At 38.3% G+C, this 20,097-nt stretch carries 17 protein-coding genes; 2 read left to right on the top strand and 15 right to left on the bottom strand.

The window, feature by feature from the left end; genetic code table 11:
* Positions 1-163 precede the first annotated feature (163 nt).
* On the top strand, positions 164-2,863 hold the full coding sequence (locus tag B0I10_RS09735) for a cation-translocating P-type ATPase (RefSeq protein WP_112086312.1): 2,700 nt from the start codon (positions 164-166) through the stop codon (positions 2,861-2,863).
* 165 nt (positions 2,864-3,028) lie between these two features.
* On the opposite strand, the gene uraH is transcribed toward B0I10_RS09735, so the two are convergent.
* From uraH to B0I10_RS09655, 15 genes are all read right to left on the bottom strand, one after another.
* Positions 3,029-3,436, bottom strand: coding sequence for a hydroxyisourate hydrolase (uraH, locus tag B0I10_RS09730; protein WP_112086311.1), 408 nt, complete (start codon positions 3,434-3,436; stop codon positions 3,029-3,031).
* A 21-nt stretch (positions 3,437-3,457) separates the two neighbouring features.
* Positions 3,458-3,985, bottom strand: coding sequence for a heme-binding protein (locus B0I10_RS09725; RefSeq protein ID WP_112086310.1), 528 nt, complete (start codon positions 3,983-3,985; stop codon positions 3,458-3,460).
* Between the two features lie 64 nt (positions 3,986-4,049).
* Positions 4,050-4,619, bottom strand: a complete 570-nt coding sequence (locus B0I10_RS09720) for a Crp/Fnr family transcriptional regulator (RefSeq protein WP_112086309.1) — start codon at positions 4,617-4,619, stop codon at positions 4,050-4,052.
* Positions 4,620-4,819: 200 nt separating this feature from the next.
* A complete protein-coding gene (locus B0I10_RS09715) occupies positions 4,820-5,452 on the bottom strand; it encodes an SDR family oxidoreductase (RefSeq protein WP_112086308.1) in 633 nt (210 codons plus the stop codon).
* Positions 5,453-5,534: 82 nt separating this feature from the next.
* The gene (locus tag B0I10_RS09710; protein WP_112086307.1) at positions 5,535-6,431 is read right to left on the bottom strand and encodes a 3-hydroxyacyl-CoA dehydrogenase; all 897 of its coding nucleotides are present in this window, start codon (positions 6,429-6,431) and stop codon (positions 5,535-5,537) included.
* Positions 6,432-6,568: 137 nt separating this feature from the next.
* Positions 6,569-7,552: an NADP-dependent oxidoreductase gene (locus tag B0I10_RS09705; protein ID WP_112086306.1), complete on the bottom strand. Its 984-nt coding sequence runs from the start codon at positions 7,550-7,552 to the stop codon at positions 6,569-6,571.
* Between the two features lie 528 nt (positions 7,553-8,080).
* The gene (locus tag B0I10_RS09695) at positions 8,081-8,821 is read right to left on the bottom strand and encodes an SDR family oxidoreductase (protein WP_112086305.1); all 741 of its coding nucleotides are present in this window, start codon (positions 8,819-8,821) and stop codon (positions 8,081-8,083) included.
* Positions 8,822-9,174: 353 nt separating this feature from the next.
* A complete protein-coding gene (locus B0I10_RS09690) occupies positions 9,175-10,341 on the bottom strand; it encodes a sensor histidine kinase (RefSeq protein ID WP_112086304.1) in 1,167 nt (388 codons plus the stop codon).
* A 27-nt stretch (positions 10,342-10,368) separates the two neighbouring features.
* Positions 10,369-11,751: an NAD-dependent succinate-semialdehyde dehydrogenase gene (locus B0I10_RS09685; RefSeq protein ID WP_112086303.1), complete on the bottom strand. Its 1,383-nt coding sequence runs from the start codon at positions 11,749-11,751 to the stop codon at positions 10,369-10,371.
* A gap of 298 nt (positions 11,752-12,049) precedes the next feature.
* Positions 12,050-12,256, bottom strand: a complete 207-nt coding sequence (locus B0I10_RS15570) for a hypothetical protein (RefSeq protein WP_146740335.1) — start codon at positions 12,254-12,256, stop codon at positions 12,050-12,052.
* A gap of 291 nt (positions 12,257-12,547) precedes the next feature.
* Positions 12,548-13,228 carry a type 1 glutamine amidotransferase domain-containing protein gene (locus B0I10_RS09675; protein ID WP_112086301.1) on the bottom strand — a complete coding sequence of 227 codons (681 nt, stop codon included), beginning with the start codon at positions 13,226-13,228 and terminating at the stop codon, positions 12,548-12,550.
* A gap of 25 nt (positions 13,229-13,253) precedes the next feature.
* Entirely contained in the window at positions 13,254-14,249 is a 996-nt protein-coding gene (locus B0I10_RS09670) for an NADP-dependent oxidoreductase (protein WP_112086337.1), read from the bottom strand.
* Positions 14,242-14,706 (bottom strand): DoxX family protein, encoded by a 465-nt coding sequence (locus B0I10_RS09665; RefSeq protein WP_112086300.1) that lies wholly within the window; start codon positions 14,704-14,706, stop codon positions 14,242-14,244. Before B0I10_RS09665 ends, B0I10_RS09670 begins: the two co-directional genes overlap by 8 nt.
* A gap of 164 nt (positions 14,707-14,870) precedes the next feature.
* Entirely contained in the window at positions 14,871-14,990 is a 120-nt protein-coding gene (locus B0I10_RS09660; protein WP_262510651.1) for a lmo0937 family membrane protein, read from the bottom strand.
* Positions 14,991-15,413: 423 nt separating this feature from the next.
* The gene (locus tag B0I10_RS09655; protein ID WP_112086298.1) at positions 15,414-17,903 is read right to left on the bottom strand and encodes a cation-translocating P-type ATPase; all 2,490 of its coding nucleotides are present in this window, start codon (positions 17,901-17,903) and stop codon (positions 15,414-15,416) included.
* A gap of 999 nt (positions 17,904-18,902) precedes the next feature.
* On the opposite strand from B0I10_RS09655, the gene B0I10_RS09650 reads away from it, so the two are divergent.
* On the top strand, positions 18,903-20,084 hold the full coding sequence (locus tag B0I10_RS09650) for a PAS domain-containing sensor histidine kinase (protein ID WP_112086297.1): 1,182 nt from the start codon (positions 18,903-18,905) through the stop codon (positions 20,082-20,084).
* The last annotated feature ends 13 nt before the right edge of the window (positions 20,085-20,097 follow it).

Here is a 20,097-nt window from a genome sequence, read left to right as displayed (position 1 = left end):
GTTTAGGTCTGAATAATGTGTCATTTTTGGGAAGAAAGATTTATCCTGTCAATGTCTTTGATGTAATGAGAATCAAAATAAAGTGTGTTCTTCCTTCAATTATGACAAAAGTCATTTTCTAAACCATATAAAATCAGTAACTTACGCTTGTAAACTATGACTAATGAAAGCCTATCAAAAAACTGCACTAGAATTATTTGAATTTTATCAAACCACTGAAAGGGGAGGGCTTTCTGAAAGTGACATTCCCAAAAGGCAACAAGAATATGGGAAAAATGAAATTCAGGAAACCGGTGGACGAGCGTGGTGGATGCTTTTTTTGAAACAGTTCAAGAGCACCCTCATTCTTATTCTTTTTCTTGCGGCTGTTATTTCGCTGTTCACAGGTCATGAAGTGGATGCTTATTTAATAGTAGCCGTTATACTGATTAATACGTTTATTGGATTTCTACAAGAATGGAAAGCCGAAAAAGCAGTAGCCTCTTTAAAATCATACCTTAAAACTTCGGCCAAAGTCATTCGCGACGGCGTAAAAAAAACCGTTGCGGCAGCAGAATTAGTCCCGGGGGATATTATTATTTTGGAGGAAGGCGATAGTATTCCGGCAGATGCCCGTCTTTTTTTAGCCAAAAACCTTAGAGCCATTGAAGCACCGCTTACCGGAGAATCATTACCGGTTAATAAACTGGCAATCGACCTGCCGGAAGAGCTACCTCTGGCAGATCGGAAAAATACAGTATACAAAGGAACCTTTATTTCCGGCGGATACGGTAGAGCGATAGTAACCGGAACCGGAATGAAAACTGCGTTGGGAGAAATTGCCCATTCGCTCGATTCCATTAAACATGGGTTGACAAATTTTCAAAAGAAAACCAACGAGCTCGCGAGACAAATGGGGTTTATTGCGCTAATTAGTGCGTTGACCTTGTTTACGGTGGCGTACTTTATCCGAAAGCAGAGTTTGGACGAAACATTAATGATTGCCATTGCTGCCTTGGTTTCTTCCATACCGGAAGGACTTCCGGCGGTACTTGCCATTGTTCTGGCTATCGGAGCCCACAATATGAGCAAGCAAAATGCTATTGTTCGCGAGTTTAGTGCCACAGAAACATTGGGAGCCGTAACAACCATTATTACAGACAAAACCGGCACACTGACTCAAAATACTTTAACTGTTAGAAAAGTCATGGTGTCCGGAGAGACGCCGTGGGAAATCAGTGGCGAAGGATGGTCTCCCATTGGTAATTTTCACCGTGAGGGAAACATAACCGAAATAGAAAACCAGCCCACTTTGCAAGCATTGCTGCGGGTGGCGGCTTTTAGCAATAATAGTGATATCCGTCACGATACCGAAAGTGACACCTATCAGTTAGTAGGTGACCCTACCGAAGGAGCTTTGTTGGCGTTGGCCAGAAAAGGAGGAGTGTTTCCCAAAAAGCAAACGCATTGCGTTAAAGTAGACGATTTGCCTTTTAGTGCTACGCTAAAAATGCGTGCTACATTGATTCAAAATGGAGCTCACAAAGAAATTTTTGTCATTGGTGCTCCGGAGAGAATTCTGGATCATTGCACCTCCGTGGCGTATAAAAATACGATCGTTCATTTTGAAGAATCGGTCAAGGAGGAAATGCGAAAACAGATTGAGCAGTGGTCCGGTGATGCCATGCGGGTGATTGCTTTGGCCAAAAAAGAAACGGTGACGAGCCACGATCAACTTAAAGAGCAGGATGTAAACGCCCTTACTTTTTTAGGCATCGCCGGAATGATTGACCCACCGCGTCCGGATGTAAAAGAGGCAGTTGATGCTTGTCACAAAGCCGGAATTAGGGTGATTATGGCAACAGGAGACCACATCAACACCGGCATTGCCATTGCAAAAGCCACGCACATTATTTCGGAGAATGATCATTCTTCCTACTTGGGTCTGACCGAAACCCAACTCCAACAATTGGATGAGAAAGAGTTTGAGAAAGCCATCATGGAAACCCGTGTTTTTGCCCGGCTAACCCCACAGATGAAGTTGCGAATTGCCACGACACTGCAAGCGAAAGGCGAATTGATTGCCATGACCGGCGATGGTGTGAACGATGCTCCTGCTCTCAAAAAAGCCGACGTAGGCGTGGCCATGGGAATTATGGGAACAGATGTGGCCCGTGATGCTGCTCAAGTTGTGCTAGCAGACGATAATTTTTCTACCATCGTAAAAGCGATTCAAGAGGGGCGGGTAGTTTTTAATAACGTAAGACAAACCAGTTTCTTTTTACTCACCACCAACTTTTCGGAGGTAGTTACCTTATTGTCGGCCATCTTTATGGGCTTGCCTATTCCGTTAACTGCTACACAAATCCTATGGTTGAACTTGGTTACCGACGGCACTTGTACAACGACGATGGCCACAGAGAAAGGACATGGCGATGAATTGGAACAAGCTCCCATGAATCCCAAAGAAAAAATCTTAAACAAAAGCGTCATTCCTTTTTTATTGATTAATGCTGTTTTGATGGCAACATTGACATTGAGTGTTTTTAACTACTATTTACCGGAGGGAATTGAAAAGGCTAGAACGGCCGCTTTTGTGGTTATTGCATTTTGTCAATTGTTCAACATGTTCAACATGCGGTCCATCCGTCATTCGGCTTTTACGATTGGTTTATTTTCCAATAAATGGGTGAACATTGGTTTAATTATTTCAATCACGATTCAAGTGATGATTATAGAAATTCCGTTTTTTGCAGAATTATTTCATTTTAATCCGATTTCGTTTATAGAGTTTTTGGTGTTTGCTGCCTTAGCCTCTTCGATTCTCTGGATGGGCGAATTGTACAAAGTATTGTATCACCTTCGGTATGGTAAAAAGATGTAAAAAAAAGTTTGCAGCATCATGCTTTTGACTTGTAAAGCCTCCGAATAATTGCCTATGGCAAAGTGGTTAGGTATCAATAACCAGCTGCATTGTAGCGGCAACCGTTGACGGAAAAAAATGGAGAGGACTACTCTTTTCGCTACTGCCTCTCCGTTTGTTACTTACTTAGTTTCCTCTATAGGTGGCATAACCAAATGCAGATAGCGTGATGGGAACATGGTAATGGGTTTTGTCTTTGATTTGAAAAACCACTTCGATAAAGGGATAGAAACTTTCTATGTTGTTTTCTTTAAAATACGCACTCGTAAAGTACGTTAGTTTGTAGATGCCATTATTGTTTTTTTCGGTACTCAGAAAGTCGGTGATTCTGCCATTTTTGTCTGTTTTTTTCTCATCAACAAAAAACCATGTTGCAGTTTTTTCGTTCATTTGTTCGAGTTTTATCGTCACATTGGCGACCGGCACACCTTTGGAAATATCTAAAATGTGACTTGATAATTGATGTGTATTGGTTTGTGCACTAGCGGGTATCGTTATTAAAACGAATAAAAAGAGAAGGATTGAATTTTTCATAAAAGTTATTATAAGGGTTATTTAATTTGTTGTTGTAATGCCATATTCCGGTAACGATGCCGCTTTGGCAATGCGATCATCATTTTCTGGACTTCCACCACCGGCTACGCCAACGCTCCCGATGACCTTTCCGTCATACCAAATCGGACACCCGCCACTCAGTAAAAGCAGTTCCGGTAGCGTCGTGAGGTTCTTAGTGTCGCTGTTCTTTTCGGCATTTCGCAGCAACACCCAGGTCGCTGTTTTGGTGGATAATGCGGTGTAGGCTTTTCGTCTTGCCGCTTCGGTATTGTGTGGACCCACGTCATCGCCTTTAGCCAGCACTAGGTTGTTCCCGGCATTGTCTAAAATGGCAATGGAAACCCGTTTGTTTAGGTTTGTTGCTTGTTGATTGGCACGATTCAGCAATTCAAAAGCAGCCTTTTGTGTGAGTTGAAAAGCCGGTTGGAGGTAACTGTTTTGGGTTTGCGGTGTTGCTTTTTCATCCATCTGTTTCTGGCTGTATCCCATTGATGAAAAGAAGGTAAGTAGGAGTACGTAATAGTTCATGGTTCAATTTTTCAGCAAAGTTAGTGTGCCAAAAAACCAAAACTGTTGTTCTAGGTCAACACTTTTATAATTTTGATTTTATTCTGCTGAGGGTAGCAGGTGACATGCCCAAATAGGAAGCCGCCATTTTATTTGAGACGCGAAGGAGCAATTGTGGTTGATTTTTGATGACCCATTTTACTTTTTCCATCGCATCAAAGCCTTGAAAACCGTAGATTCTTTTTTGGGCAACAATGAATCCGAGTTCGAGAATTTCGGTGTAAATTTTAGCAAATTCAGGAAACGACTGCACTAATTTATAAAAGTCCGCTCTACTGATAGACAATAATTCGGCTTTTTCGATGGTTTGCAAAAACTCTTCTGCCGGTTTTTGATCTATAAAACTGGGCAGAGCAGTCACAAAAGTTCCCTCATACGCAAAATACCTTGAAATTTCTTGCCCCTCTTTTGTGATGGTAAATAGTCGCACACAGCCTTTGTTGATAAAATAATAGTGTTTTGCGAGGTCGTTGTAACGGATTAAAATCTCGTTTCGATTGGTTTGTAGGAATTTAAAATGTGAGCAAATGTGGGTCACCGCATCGTTGTTCAACGTTGTTTTTGTCTCCAAAAATGATTTTAATACGGAAAACATGGCAGTGTTTTTTTAGACTTTACCTTTTATGCAATTAAAGTACAATGATACTAAGATTTATGAATAGGTTAAAGTTACTTCACTTTATTTTAGCAATTCAAAGCAATTCAAAGCAATTTAAAACAAGCAAGGTCCTATTCTCTGTCAAATGTGTACATGGTATTACAAACGACCTATGGATTGTTCATCATTTGATTTTATCAGGAATGTAGCGCTTTTGCTATTGGAACTTCCCCGCTTAGAATTTGAAAAATTTGTTTCTGCTTGACGTCATCCGCTAAGGTTTCCACCAATGTTTTAGCCACATCTGCTCTTGAAATGCTTCCTTGAATTTTTAGTTTTTCTTTAAGCTGAATTTTGCCTGTTCCAGCTTCATCTGTTAAATGGCCGGGTCTAACAATACTGTAATTCAAACCACTTGCACGCAGATGTTCGTCAGCATTTTGCTTTGCTCTCAAATAATCTTCAAGCTCATCACTTGCCGCTGGGTCGTCTGCTCCCATAGAACTTAACATCACAAACTTTTTGAGTCCTGCGTCTTTAGCAGCATCGATTAGACTTTTTGCTCCTTCCTGATCTACACCTATACTATTTTTACCTTTTGATCCTGCCGCAAAAATTACTTTATCGGCATTTTTTACCGCATGGCTTAAATCTTCTTCTAAATCGGCAAGCACCGCCAATACGCCTTGCTTTTCAAAACGGTCTTTTTGCTCTTGTTTTCTGACCATCGCAATAGGTTGATAGTGCTCTGATTTTTTTAATAAATTAATGATAATTCTTCCTGTGGTTCCATTGGCTCCAGCCACTAATACATTTTTTCTTTCACTCATGATTTTTTTTTAATATGATTTTTACTTATTCGTAAAGCTTTTAGCCTTCCGCTACTTCACATCTTCTAATAAAGCCATTATCCTACTTTAAAAAGTCAGTGTCTTTGAACGAAGGATTCGGATAGGTATAAAAACCTTCGCCGGTAGCGACACCCAATTTCCCTTTATCAATGAAATGCTCTTTTAGGTACTCAACTACTTTTTGTTTATCTGAGTCCCCTGTTTTTTCAGCCTCCATTTTATTGATATTATATGCGGTAGTGATTCCAACGACATCTAAAATCGCAAAAGGTCCTGTGGGAGCCCCAGTTGCCACCATCCATGTTTTATCGATAGTATGAACATCTGCAACATCTCTTACTAATAGGTCTAGTCCTGCACCTAATAAAGGAACAAGCAGTGAGTTGACGATATAGCCTGGTTGTTCTTTTTTTAATGGCAGAGCTACCATTCCGATAGATTTGGCAAACGCAACAAGGGAGTCAAATACGTCCGCATCCGTCCCGGGATGACCCATAATTTCAGCTGTGTTATGTTTCCATATCTCGTTGGCAAAATGCAGGGCTGCAAATTGAGCCGGTCTACCTGTTGATTCGGCAAACTGGCTAGGCAGCATTGTAGAAGAATTACTAGCGAAAATGGTTTTTTCGGGAGCTACAGCTGCTAGCTTTTTATAAAAATCATTTTTAATTGAAGGATCTTCCGGTACGGATTCTATAACCAAATCAGCATTGGCTACAGCTTTTGCCAAATCTGAAGAAAAACTCAATCGGTCCATTGTCTCGTCGATCTGTTTTTGAGAGGTATTCAAATCAGTCTTATAAGAATCTCCCAATTTCTTAAAAGTAGTTTTTGATTTTTGTAAAATGTCATCACTAATATCATATACCATTACAGCGTATCCGTGAAAAGCGGTTTGGAATGCAATCTGTGATCCTAAAACGCCGCTGCCTGCTATTGTTACTTTTTTAATTTTCAAAGTTTTATGTTTTTAATTATTTGTTACAGTTTTACTCTAATGTTGCCTCGAGTAGCTTTGAATATCCGTTATGCCTATTCAACATTTATTTTATTTCTCAACAAATAGTTTAAGTTTGCGCTGGGACTTTAAGCTATTTAGGCTAAGCTGATAATTACTTTTCCTTGTGCTCTGCCGGTAACTAAGTATTCATAGGCATTTATTCCATCTTTGAAAGGGTATATGAGATCTACTATTGGTTTTATAGCTCCATCTTCAACCATCCTTTTAATATCATTGAGTTGCTTTGCATCAGGTTGCATCCAGGTAAGTTTATAAACTGCTGATTTCTCTTCAATCAATTTAGCAAGTTTTTCAGGAAGCTTATAATCGGTCATGCCCATTTGTTTGGCAGTTTCTTCATCGGGCGGACCTACTATGGACGTCACTTTTCCGCCTTCTTTAATAATTTCAAAAGCATCGAAGGTGTAGTCGCCGCCCAACGTGTCGAACACAATGTCTAAATTATTAGCGACTTCCTTATAATCCTCCGTTTTGTAATCAATCACACGATCGGCTCCCAATGCTTTAACCCAATCTACATTTTTGGTACTGGTGGTGGTATAAACGATGGCTCCCTTTGCCTTGGCATACTGTATGGCAAAACTTCCTACACCGCCTGAACCAGCGTGGATAAGAATCCGGTCATCCTCTTTCAGACCAACACGTTCCAAAGCTTGAATTGCAGTAAGTCCTATTAGTGGTAAGCCGGCCGCCTCTTCAAAGGAAATACCCCGAGGTTTTTTGGCCACGAAATCACTTGTTACGGCGACATAGTCCGTTACAGTACCCATTTGTTCTTGAGGCACTCTGGAATAGACCTCGTCCCCAATTTTGAAATCATTGACATCAGTTCCTATTTCGACTATTACGCCACTCAAATCAAAACCGATGGTACACGGTAAGTTTAGCTGCATCATTTCCTTTAGTTTTCCTTCGGCCAATTTATAATCAATCGGATTTAGAGCAACTGCTTTGACTTCGACCAGAATTTCGTTTGGCTTCACCGATGGTTTTTTGATCTCACCAATGGCTAAACTGTCTTTAAGGTCACCGTATTTTACTATTTGTAAGGCTTTCATATTCGTTGTGTTTTAATTTAATTTTAGATTACACCATCTGTTTGTTTCTTAGAATTCCTCCACGACTGCTATACACCGGAAGAACAAAGAGCCTCAGCGATGAGAATAGGTTGAGAGAAAAGTTGGATTAATCGGGCTCTATCGGATTTTAAAACTCCAAGCCTATTTTTCATGCATTGCCTGTAAAAACAAGGACAAAGAATATATGACTAAAGCCCATCCACTATTTACACGTTGCTTTTTTTAAAACAGAAAAATCAGCCTGCTGTTATTTCAACAATACCATATACTATGACCACCAAATCTTTGCTCAAAGGAACCCACTCTATCACTTGAGCCCGGAGATCGATTCTATTAAAAGTAAGATGACTAAATCGGGCAAAGACCATAAAAGAGTCAATAGTATTCTGAAACTATTTTGCGTTAGAGCGGTTTTTACATTGCTCTTTATCTTTACTTCCTGGATCTCTATTTCTAATCATTTAAATCCGAAGTCCCAATCTAAGCTTCACTAAAAGGAAGGGTAGCTTACTGCTGTTCTGTTGGCATGATGTAGACATCATTTATGTTCACCCGGCTCGGTTGCGTGAGCGCGTAATAAATAGCCTCTGCAATATCCTCTGGTTCCAGCATCGTCATTTTCTGCATTTCTGCTAGTGTGTCTAAAACATCTTCGTCCGTTATGGTATTCATTAAGTCTGTTGCTACAGCTCCGGGCTCAATAGACGTAACGCATATACCATACTTTGGAGCTAACTCCTGTCGTAAGCCTTCGGAAAACATTTTCACTGCTACCTTTGTGGCACAGTAGACTGCTCCACCCGGGAAATATTGATAGGCTGCTGTAGATGAAATATTGACTATATGCCCTTGTTTGTTTTTGATAAGAGTAGGAAGGACAGCAGCTACACCATTCAACACTCCTTTAATATTAACATCCACCATTTTTTCCCACTCATCGGTCTTCAACTTCTCTACAAAAGACAAAGGCATCAACCCTGCATTATTAATTAATATATGTACAGTGCCATACTCCTCGAGTGTTTTAGCTACTAATTTTTCCATGTCTGCCTTCTTTGTAACGTCAGCAATAACTACTAATGCCTTGCCTCCTTTGGTTTCAATGGTCTTCTTAAGCTCGTTCAATTTATCTTTTCTGCGTGCGGAGAGCACTACTGTGGCACCTTCCGTTGCTAGTTTTAAGGCTGTTGCTTCGCCGATTCCACTTGATGCTCCAGTGATTATTATTACTTTATCTTTAATATCCATTTTATTATTACTTTTAGTTTGATTATTTATAGTGGGTTCAAAACACCTTTTACTTGAACAATGCAGGATTGCTATGCTTGTTAAAAGGGGTCATTTATTCCGCTTACGCGAATGAATTTTTTATGTACAACTTCCTGAATCCCGAGCTCCGCTAGTTGACGGCCAAAGCCCGAAAGCTTTTGTTCTACCAAAATGAAGATTGTCTTAGGCCCAGAATAGGGTCATTTGCTAGTAAGCACACAGTACATTTATTTGAATCTATTTTCAGTGCATAAAGCGTAAAGTCCATTGCTGCTTACGCAGCTTTGCTGGCCTGCCATTCCTTAGTTCGCCTATATTTAAGAGGTGGAATATCAAGGAATTAATTCTATTGTAAATTCTGTTCCTTGATTTACTATACTTTTTACACTTATTTTTCCACCTAATTTTTCCACTTGCACTTTTACCATATGTAACCCCATGCCTTTTCCATCCGCTTTGCCGATATGAAAACGTTTGTATAATCCGAATAAATCATTTCCGTACTTTAATAGGTCAACTCCCATACCGTTATCTTTAAATGTGAGTATCACTTTTTTATCAACTAAGTCACTTTCAATTGTGATGTCCAATGGTATACCAGATTTCTTATATTTTATGCTGTTAGAAATGAGGTTATAAAAAATGCTGTGCGTGTAACTTTTAATTGTGAACATTTCATCAACTCGCTTAAAATCTAATTTAAAATTAGGTTTTTCTTTTTCCAGAATGTTGGCAATACTCTCTTGAATATCACTTACGATTTTTGAAAAATGGACTGACTCCTTTTTTTCATCTAATTGTTTTCCAATTCTTAAAATAACATTCAAATCAACTATCACCTCATTTAATCTTTCTGCAGACGTCAAAAGTGCATTCATCATCATTTCTTTTTCACTTTCTTCTAATTCTTCATCATTTACCATCTTTGCTAAACTGATAATATTAGCGACAGGTCCTTTTAAATCATGCGAAATAATGTTATCAAAGTGCTCGTGGTCATTATTACGCTGAATTAAATCAGCTGTAATTTTTTCCTTAAGTGCTTCCTCTTGCTTTTGCTTTGTAACATCTCTGAAAACAAGCACAGCACCCATAATATTTCCTTTGGGGTTGAGAATTGGTGCACAACTGTCACTAACTGAATATTCCTCTCTTTCGGCTCTGGAAATTAATATAGCATCTGGAGCCAATTTTTGAACTTTTCCAGTTTTTAGAACTGATTCAACTGGATCATCAATTTCTTTTCTTGTAAATTTATTGACAATGTGAAATACCTTTGCTATTGGCTTGCTTTCCGCTTCTTCTGATTTCCAACCGGTAAGTTTTTCAGCGACTGCATTCATCAGTATAATGCTTCCATCCATATCAGTAGCGATTACCGCATCGCCAATACTTTTAAGTATAACTGACTGCCGCTCTTTATCAATTTGCAAAGCAGTTTCAAAATGCCTTTTCATTGCCTCTTTATCTGCAAAGATTCTTACCTGTTCATTATTCATATATTTTGTTTCTTATTGGTTATTCCATTAAAATGGATCATTCAGATCGCTTACTCTTATCAGTTTTTTATTCACAAACTCCTTAATCCCGAGCTCTGATAGTTCGCGGCCGAATCCTGAATTTTTTGTTCCACCAAAAGGAAGATCGGCTTGTGTCCACGTAGGATGATTGATAAAGACCATTCCAGTATCAATCTGATTCGCCACTCTTTTACCACGTTCGATATCCTGTGTGAATACTGATCCGCCCAAACCAAAATCAGAATCATTGGCCAGATCAATTGCAGCTTGTTCGTCTTTTACTACATAGAAGGTTGCCACCGGGCCAAATAATTCTTCACGATACGCAGCAATACCAGGTTTCAGGTTGGTGAGTATGGTAGGTTCCATAAATGCACCTTCACGATCTGCACGCTTACCGCCCAATAAAACTTTGGCACCTTGATCAACGGAGCGTTTCACCTGATCGGCTAAATGAACAGCAGCTTCTTCGCTACTCAATGGGCCTAATTCTGTTGCAGGATCCATTGGATCACCTACTTTCATTTTTGATAACGCCTCCTTAAACTTTTGAATAAATTCATCAGCAATTGCTTCTACTGCTATAAACCGCTTAGAGGCTACGCAACATTGACCGTTGTTATTCATTCTCCCAACAACTGCCCACTCTACTGTTTTGTCCATATCGGCATCTTCCAGTATAATGAACACATCATTACCACCTAGCTCCAGCACCACCTTCTTCAAATGTTTTCCAGCTTCAGCGGCTACACTTGCACCGGCTTCTTCACTTCCTGTTAAGGAAACACCTTTTATTCTTTTATCAGAAACCAATGCTGATGTGCGTTTGCCGGAGATGAAAAGATTCGTATACAATCCTTTAGGTGCTGCTGCTTCTTCAAAGAGTTCTTCAATAGCAGCCGCACATTGTGGTACGATCGAGGCATGTTTGAGCAAAATAGTATTGCCCACCATGATGTTGGGAGCGGCAAACCGAGCCATCTGATAGAATGGAAAATTCCAGGGCATTACGCCAAGCAATACGCCAATGGGACTATTTCTAATAATGGCAGATCCATATTCCGGGTCAAGTACTTTATCTGCAAGAAACGCTTCTCCGTGATCTGCATAATAATCAAAAATATTGGCACTCAAATCGATTTCTCCTTCCGCTTGGGTAATGACTTTGCCCATTTCTAACGTGATCGTTTTAGCCAATACAGACTTCTTGGTCCGCATGAGTGTCGCTACTTTATGCAACAAATCGGCACGCTGTTGGTAACTGCTTTCTTTCCACTCGGTAAATGCACCTTGTGCTTTGGCTACCTTGGCGTCAATAACCTTTTCCGACATTTCTTCAAATGACTTTACTGTCTTATTTGTGTTTGGATTAACTGTTTTGATAGACATATTGATTAATTTTTTAATTACGAGGTATGGTAAATATTTGTTTATTGTTTTGAAAGCGTTGCCAAAAACAAGCTGCTCTTTAAAGACTCGGAATATCTGAAGTCGAACTGATTAAATGACATTACCAAAATTACGGGTATTAAAGATTAGCGTGTTATACAATGATTTGAATAAGTTACATGATTATTGCCAAGGGGAATATCTATTGCTTTAAAAAAAATAACTCCGAGTGTTGCCTGTGAAAAAGGCTTATGTTTTTCTCGTTCCTCGTTTGTTTTGGTGTATTGGCTTGAAATACCTAGTTAGAACGATCTTGAAATAAATATTTAAGTCTTGTTTCCAGAAAATTATCCAAGCCTATTTTTTCAGTATGAATATTTTTAGCAATAGCAATAACAAGGTTTTTTGCTCTGTTTGCATCGTCTAATTCATTGAAGAAATGAACATGTCCCCGGGGGTCACTGCGTCTCCGACAGAATCCTATACCATCAAGTTCTGCTTCCATAGCGGCTGTATAAGCTCCTGCTTCTTCAGCACCTGTCTACTCTGTCTTCGAATTGTATCGTTTACAGGAATAAGGCTATCACCTGAGATAGCATAAATTCTTTTTACTCCAGCTCCTACAAGTATTTCTACTAAATGATCTGATCCATTTTTTGAGATCATTTGTTTGTTTTTGGATTATATTTATTCCTATATACTCTAATGCAACAATAGGATGCAAGTGTAAACACCTACATCCTTTGTTTTATTTATCTACAAAAGAGATTGTATAAATCAGCCTGCCAACTCTTTATTATTTTTTGAGTGTTTTTAGAAGTAATTCTGCTACTGCTGCTGAAGAACCCGGATTTTGGCCAGTAATTAATAAGCCATCTTGTTTTGTGTACGATGCCCAATCATCCCCTTTCGAGTAAATAGCACCTTGTTTTGTAAGTTCATCTTCGAGTAAGAAAGGGACAACTTTGGTTAATTGAACCGCTTCTTCTTCTGTATTTGAAAAACCAGTTACCGCTTTACCTTTTACCAATGGTTCTCCATTTTTTGCTTTTACATTAACCAAAGCTGCTGGTGAGTGACACACAAAAGCGATCGGTTTTTGATGATTGTAAAACGATTCGATTAATTCAATTGAGTTTTTATCTGTTGCCAAATCCCATAATGGTCCGTGACCACCGGGGTAAAATACTGCATCATACTCTTCTTCCTTTATTTCGCTCAGTTTTTGCGAATGTGCTACTTTATCAATTACTTCAGAGTCTTTATAAAATCTTTCTGTTGAAGATGTTTGCGCGTCTGCTGCTTCACTTTTTGGATCAACCGGTGGTTGTCCACCTTTTGGTGAAGCTATCGTTATTTCCGCTCCTGCGTCTGCTAAAACATAATAAGGTGCGGCAAATTCTTCCACCCAAAAACCAGTTTTTTCTCCCGTATCGCCAAGTTCACTGTGCGATGTTACTACCATTACTACTTTCATACGATTTATTTTTTATTTTACTTTATTAAATTTTTACAATCATTTTACCTTTATTTTTTCCCTCAAACAAATCAATAAATGCTTGCGGAATGTTGTCAAATCCTTCCACGATGGTTTCGCTAGATGTTAGTTTGTTCTCTTTTAACCAAGCCGATAATTGTTTGGTTGCCGCTGGAAATTTTTCAGCAAAATCACTAATGATGAATCCACGCATCGTAGCACTTTTAGTCAGGATAATCGGTTGCAATCGAGGCCCAACCGGAACCTCTGTTTCATTGTAGAGCGAAATAGCACCACAAACCGGCAATCGGGCGTACTTATTGATGTTAGCTACTACAGCATCCGAAATCTCCCCGCCAACATTATCAAAGTAAATATCTACCCCGTTTGGACAAGTACTTTTAATGGCTTCTTTTAAATTTGGTGTTGTTTTATAATTTATGGCGTGATCAAAATTGAACGTTGCTGTTAGTAGATCAACTTTTTCATCTGAACCAGTGAGGCCAATTACAGTGCATCCCAGCAATTTGCCAACCTGACCTACGACTGTTCCAACAGCTCCTCCCGCACCGGACACAACAAGTGTTTCGCCTTTTTTTGGTAATCCTATTTCCGTTAAACCTAAATATGCGGTAAGCCCAGTCATTCCTAAAACCCCTAAATAACTTGATAATTTAGCTTCATTTTGAGTTACTTTATGCAAGCCTTTTCCGTTGGAGGTTTGGTACTCCTTCCATTCTAAATTACCCGAAACAAAGTCACCTTTTTTAAAATCGGCCTGTTTGCTTTCCATTACCTCGGCAATGATGCCCGATTGTAAGGGTTTGTTTAATTCAAATGGTGGAACATACGATTTAGCCTCATTCATCCTGCCACGCAAATAAGGATCGACAGAGACATAAAGTGTTTTTAACAGTACCTCATTGTCATTGGGAATTGGTACTTCTTCACTACTAATTTTAAAATCATTGCGTGTTGGTTTTCCATGTGGACGTTTGTTTAAAAGGATTTTTTTATTCATAATTTTCATTATTTATTTTGTTGGACGTTTTGCTACTTTTAGAATTTCTCCACGACTGCCATGCACCGGAAGACCAAAGAGCCCAAGCGATGAGAACCGGTTGGAAGAAAAGTCGGATTAATCGGGCTCTATCGGAGTTTAAAACTCCAAAAGCATCTTTTTCACCAAGGTATTGGGCTACATTTCCCGGAAAAACAAGAACAAAGAATAGGGCTAAGACCCATCCAATATTTATGCGTTGTTTTTTCCAAAACAGTAAAATCAGACCTAATGCTATTTCAACAACACCTGACAACACCACCACTAAATCTTTGCTCATTGGGACCCAATCCGGAACTTGAGCTTGGAAATCAATTCTATTAAAAGTAAGATGACTAAATCCGGCAAAGACCATAAAAAGAGCCAATAGTATTCTGAGTATATTTTGTGCTACAGCGATGTTGACTTCTTTTTTCATTGCGATGTTTTATTAACTGTTCCAACGGAGCGAACTCCATTATTTGTTCGGTACGATTCTTTATTTCAGTTATCGTCAGAAAGACTATAGCGGAGCTAAAATCACCATAGAATTTGTCGGTTTGAAAGTTTCTCTTTCAGGTCATTGACATCGAATGATGGTATTCATTTGCCTTGAGTGGGTTTAACAACTAGTGCAATATCAAGCAATAAATGTATAAACCAACCGACTTGAAAAGCAAAAAATCCGACTGCCCAGCCAATCATTAAAATTACGGCTACGATGTAAAGTAAATTCTAATGATTATTTTTTTAAGCTATTATTGTTATTGTTTTAATAGTATTGTGGACGTTTGAATTTGAGGTACGAAGTTATTTCTTAAAACACTATATTGCATTACATGATATCACAAATGAGTTGCATCATTCACACATTCGCCATTTACCTGGTAATTATTTCGTAAAACGTTTTTAGCTTTTTCACCGATGATCATTGCAATTCGTTTGTGCTTTGCCTTTGACAATTGGGAATTTCACAGCAATGGGACTTTTTGGTTGATTGTAGGTGTTACTATAACCACACAAAGGGATTGGTAAGGTAGCGGTGCTGTTTCTTTGTAATAATCCTAATCCAGACGCTTTGGGATAGTTTTTCAAAAAGCTAGTGCAACGGTCACGTCTTTTATAAAGCGGTCTTTCTATTCCTACTTACTTTGCTCGTTTACCTATTTTTACTATTTCAAACCAAATTACAGAAACAAAACCAATTGAAATACTGGTTAAAAGTTGAGGTGAATTCAATGTCTCAAACTCAAAGAAGGCGGTCAAAGGGTTTACAAATAGGATTAAGCCAACTAGAGCGATTGTAATACAAACGATATACAAAACCATATCATTTTTATACTTCAAGGTTGTTAAAATGGAGTAGTAGAATGAACGGTTGATTAACGTGAGAAAAATATTGGCGGTTATTAAAACAGTAAAAACCATTGTTCGTGTTATTGCTTCATTGTAATTGTTTGCCACTGCAAATTGATAAACTGATAATGTCCCCATAGTAATGAATAAACCCTGAATGATACTAATAGAAAGTTCCCTAAAATTAAAGAATGTTGCAGATAGAGGTTTAGGTTTTTGCGACATGGTGTTTGGTTCCATCGGTTCATTTTCATAGATTATGGAGCAAGTAGGCCCCATGATTAACTCTAAAAAGATAATGTGTATGGGTGAAAAAATATTTGGATAAATCCATCCAAGGGCTAATGGAATAAATACCGTTAGAATGATTGGGATATGAATAGAAATGATGTACTGAATGGCTTTTTTCAGATTGGTATATATTTTTCTTCCCATTGCCACGGCATCCACCATTTTGGATAAATCATCGTCCAATAAAATTAAGGAAGCCGCCTGCTTGGCTATTTCAGTTCCTTTCTTTCCCATGGCGATACCAATATGTGACGCCTTTAACGCAGGACCATCATTGACTCCATCGCCTGTCATTGCTACAATTTGGTTATTAGCTTTTAAAGCGTTGATAATTTTCAACTTGGCTTCGGGAAACATTCGGGTAAAAATAGCAGTCTCCATCACCCGAGTAGGCAACTCCTTTTCTGACAGTGCCATCAACTCATCGCCAGAAATGGTTTTATCAGCATTTTTAAAACCAATTTGTTTTGCAATGGAGGCCGTCGTAGCAGCATTATCGCCTGTAATAATTTTCACTTGGATGCCTGCGGTATAAAAAGCTTCCAACACACGTTGAATATTCTTTTTTGGTGGGTCGTAGAAAGCAACTATCCCCTTAAATTCAAACGGTAAATCTTGTTGTTGGGTAGGATATTCATCGCCCGCAAAATTTGAAACGCCCACGCCCAAAACTCTATACCCTTCGGATGCTAAAAGCTCAATGGCGGAATGAATTTGTTGTATTTCATTCTTGTTGAGCGTAGCTACACGAATCAATGCTTCGGGAGCCCCTTTGGCTGCAATAATTTTGTTGCCCTTCTTATCCAAAAAGATGTGCGTCATCATTGGTGGTTTTCCACCCAAGGGGTATTCGTGAACGAGTTTGAAATTAGGTCGGTCGTCATTTTTAATTTGGTTTTGATACGCTTGGTGCAATGCCACTTCCATAGGGTCAAATGGAATAGGCTCGCTTGCCCACATTGCATAGGATATCAGCTCCTTTTCGCTGTCGTTTAGTTCTTCTTCCGCCCGAACTACTGCGTTGTTTTTCAATACAAAAAGTTTGGCCAAACTCATTTTGTTTTCAGTAATCGTTCCTGTTTTATCTGTGCAAATCACCGTTGCACTTCCAAGAGTTTCTACTGTTTTTGTTTGCTTTACAACAATTCCCAGCTTCATTAATCGCCACGCCCCCAAAGCCATAAAGGTGGTGAAAGCCACCGGAATTTCTTCAGGCAATATACTCATTGCCAATGTGAGCGATTGTAGTAAGCTGTTTAAAATGTGATGAGATTGCCAATAATTAATAATCCAAACAAGAACAAAAATGATAGCCCCTGCGATAGCCATCCATTTGACAAAATTAGATACCTGAATTTCTAAAGGTGTTTTTTCTTCGTTAATGTTCTCTAAACTTTTTCCAATTTTACCCAACTTGGTTTCATTGCCTATCGTTGTAATTTCAGCAATGGCTAATCCACTGGCTACTATGGTGCCACTATAAATAAACGGATCTTCTTGGTTTTTAAAGACAGCAAGTGACTCGCCTGTAAGAATCGATTCATTGACCGAAAAATCGTTGGACTGCACTATGGTTCCATCGGCAGTTATAGAGGAGCCTTCTTCTACCAAGAGAAAATCACCCACTACTAGTTCTTCACTTTTTATTTCAATACGGGTTGCGTTCCGAATGACTTTGCAATGGGGTTGCGACAAATCTTTTAATTTTTCCAGTGCATTTTTGCTTCGTGAGTTTTGGTATAAAGAAATGGAAGCAATAAATAAGATGGCCACGACCATAAAAATTCCATTGCCTGTCTCCCCACTTATGAAATAGATTGCAGAGGCCACCAACAATAAAATAGTCATTGGCTCTTTTGCTATACGAAGTAAAACATCTAAAAAGGTATTTTCTTTTTTGTAGTTGAGTGTATTGCGTCCAAATTTTTCTCTCGATGAGTTGACCTGTTCGCTATTTAATCCTTTTATGTTAAATTGATTTATAGGCATTTTAAAGCGGGTTGTTAGTGTATGAAAAATTGGTTTTCATAGCTTTATTTTGGCATTATCATCTCTACTTTCTTTATTTTACAGTGGCATAGTCATTCCTTTTACAAGGTATGAAGGTCTTCTTTATTTTTCAATAAAAATATGATATTTGTTACTTTCAAAAATGATACTTAGATTGAGCATGTTTACCGTTGCTTGTAGCTAGTTTTTACTGCGTTTTTATTGTTTTGTCAAAGTGTATTTATCTCTATTCGATATTGTCATTTTCAAAATGGTATGCTTTAAAGTATAGATATCAGGTTTTATTTGGTTGTTGTGATGGTTGAGCAACTGTTTAGCAAATAAAAAGGGAACAGAAAATCAGCATGTCCCGCTAGAGCTATCGAGATTCAGAAGTAGCGGAGAACAAGAAATTACTGTTAGCTATTTTTGTGTGCAGTGCCTTGCCAATTATTACACTAATTTAATGGAAAAGTACAAAGCCGAAGGAGCTATTACAAATGCGTTGGTGGCGATAGACAAAAGTGTTGCTCTTTGAAAATCGGAAAAATTATACTGTAAATTCGGTTGCGGAGGCATTGACTGTTTCTTCTATTGAAAACATTACATCCGTCTTAATTTATAACATGTTAGGTAAAAAAGTACTATCATGCAATTAAAGTACAATGATACTAAGATTTATGAATAGGTTAAAGTTACTTCACTTTATTTTAGCAATTCAAAGCAAGGAGGGGGATTGTTTTTTGCAAAAGTGAAGCGAATTTACTTGATGTTTCATTTTTTATCTTTTGTAGGAGAAATTGAATTGGTGTTTTTTACTATTTTTTTGATCAATTAATTAATTGTTATGGCGTATCATCGTTCCTGCATCAAAAAAATGGCTGTAAACTTGTAAAATATTGCAATTATTCTATAACAAATTGGCGTTTAAGAACGATAATTTTGTTTTATCGACCGCATGCATTCAGCGAACAATCGAAATAAAATAACGGGGAGGATATGATAGATAAAAAAGTGAAAATTTTAAAAAAGCAATATGTACCAAATACTGAATTTTATAGTCAAATCGTAGACAGTTTAGACGATTACGCCATTTTTACGGTCGATAAAAATCTAACTGTTAACAGCTGGAATTCTGCTGCCAAAAAAATATTTCATTTTAGTGTAGATGAAATTATTGGTCAACCATTTGAAATTATTTTTACAGAGGAGGACAAAAAAAATGGCGTTCCAAAATTAGAAATTGACCTCGCTTTAAAATTAGGGAGATCGAATGATGTGCGGTGGCATTTACGTAAAGACAATACAACATTTTATGCGGATGGTTTGGTTTTTCCGTTAAAAAATGAAGAGGATGAAGTGATTGGTTTTGTAAAAATTCTAAGAGACATTACGGTAAGAAAAGCCACTGAAGATGCGATTAAAAAATATGCACAAGAACTGGAAGAACTGAATACACACAAAGAAAATGTATTGGCTGTGTTATCGCATGATTTACGGAGTCCTTTGGCTGGCATTATACAAGGTGCGGCATATTTAAAAGCTAATTATGATTCAGTGGAGCCCGCCGAAATGAAAGAATTGCTAACAGAATTTCACTCGGCAGCTGTAAATGAGTTAGCAATGTTAGATTATCTTGTTGAATGGGCTCGCATAAAATATGCAGCAGAGGCATTTGTTCCGAGTGAGGTTAATTTAGGAAAAGCAGTTACTAAAACATTAACCTCGTTTAAAGAAGCGGCAGTCAATACTTCGATCGATTTTCAGAATAATGTTGGTGATGACTGTACCGTTTTTGCAGATGACAAAATGGTAAATTCTATTCTTCATAACTTGGTTTCTAATGCCCTAAAACATACTGGCGAAGATGGAAAAATCAAGATTTCAGCAGAGGAAGGTGATACTATGATGACTGTAAAAATTAAAGACAATGGTGCTGGAATGTCAAAAGATAAACAAGAACATCTTTTTTCTCCGCAGGTAAAATTGCTTTCTATCGCAGTGGAAAAAGATAAAGGAGCTGGAATCGGTCTATTGTTAGTGAAAGGGTTTATAGAAAAAAATGGCGGTAAAATTTGGGTGGAGAGTTCTAAAAGTACTGGCTCTTCATTTTATTTCACTCTGCCTTTAAGCAAGTCGACTTTATGTCAGCTCACTGCAGAGAATGAAACGTTAATCTAACAGTAGAAATATA

This window comes from Flavobacterium lacus, assembly GCF_003268815.1.
Classification (GTDB): Bacteria; Bacteroidota; Bacteroidia; order Flavobacteriales; family Flavobacteriaceae; genus Flavobacterium; species Flavobacterium lacus.
This window is presented reverse-complemented; position numbering and strand designations above follow the sequence as displayed.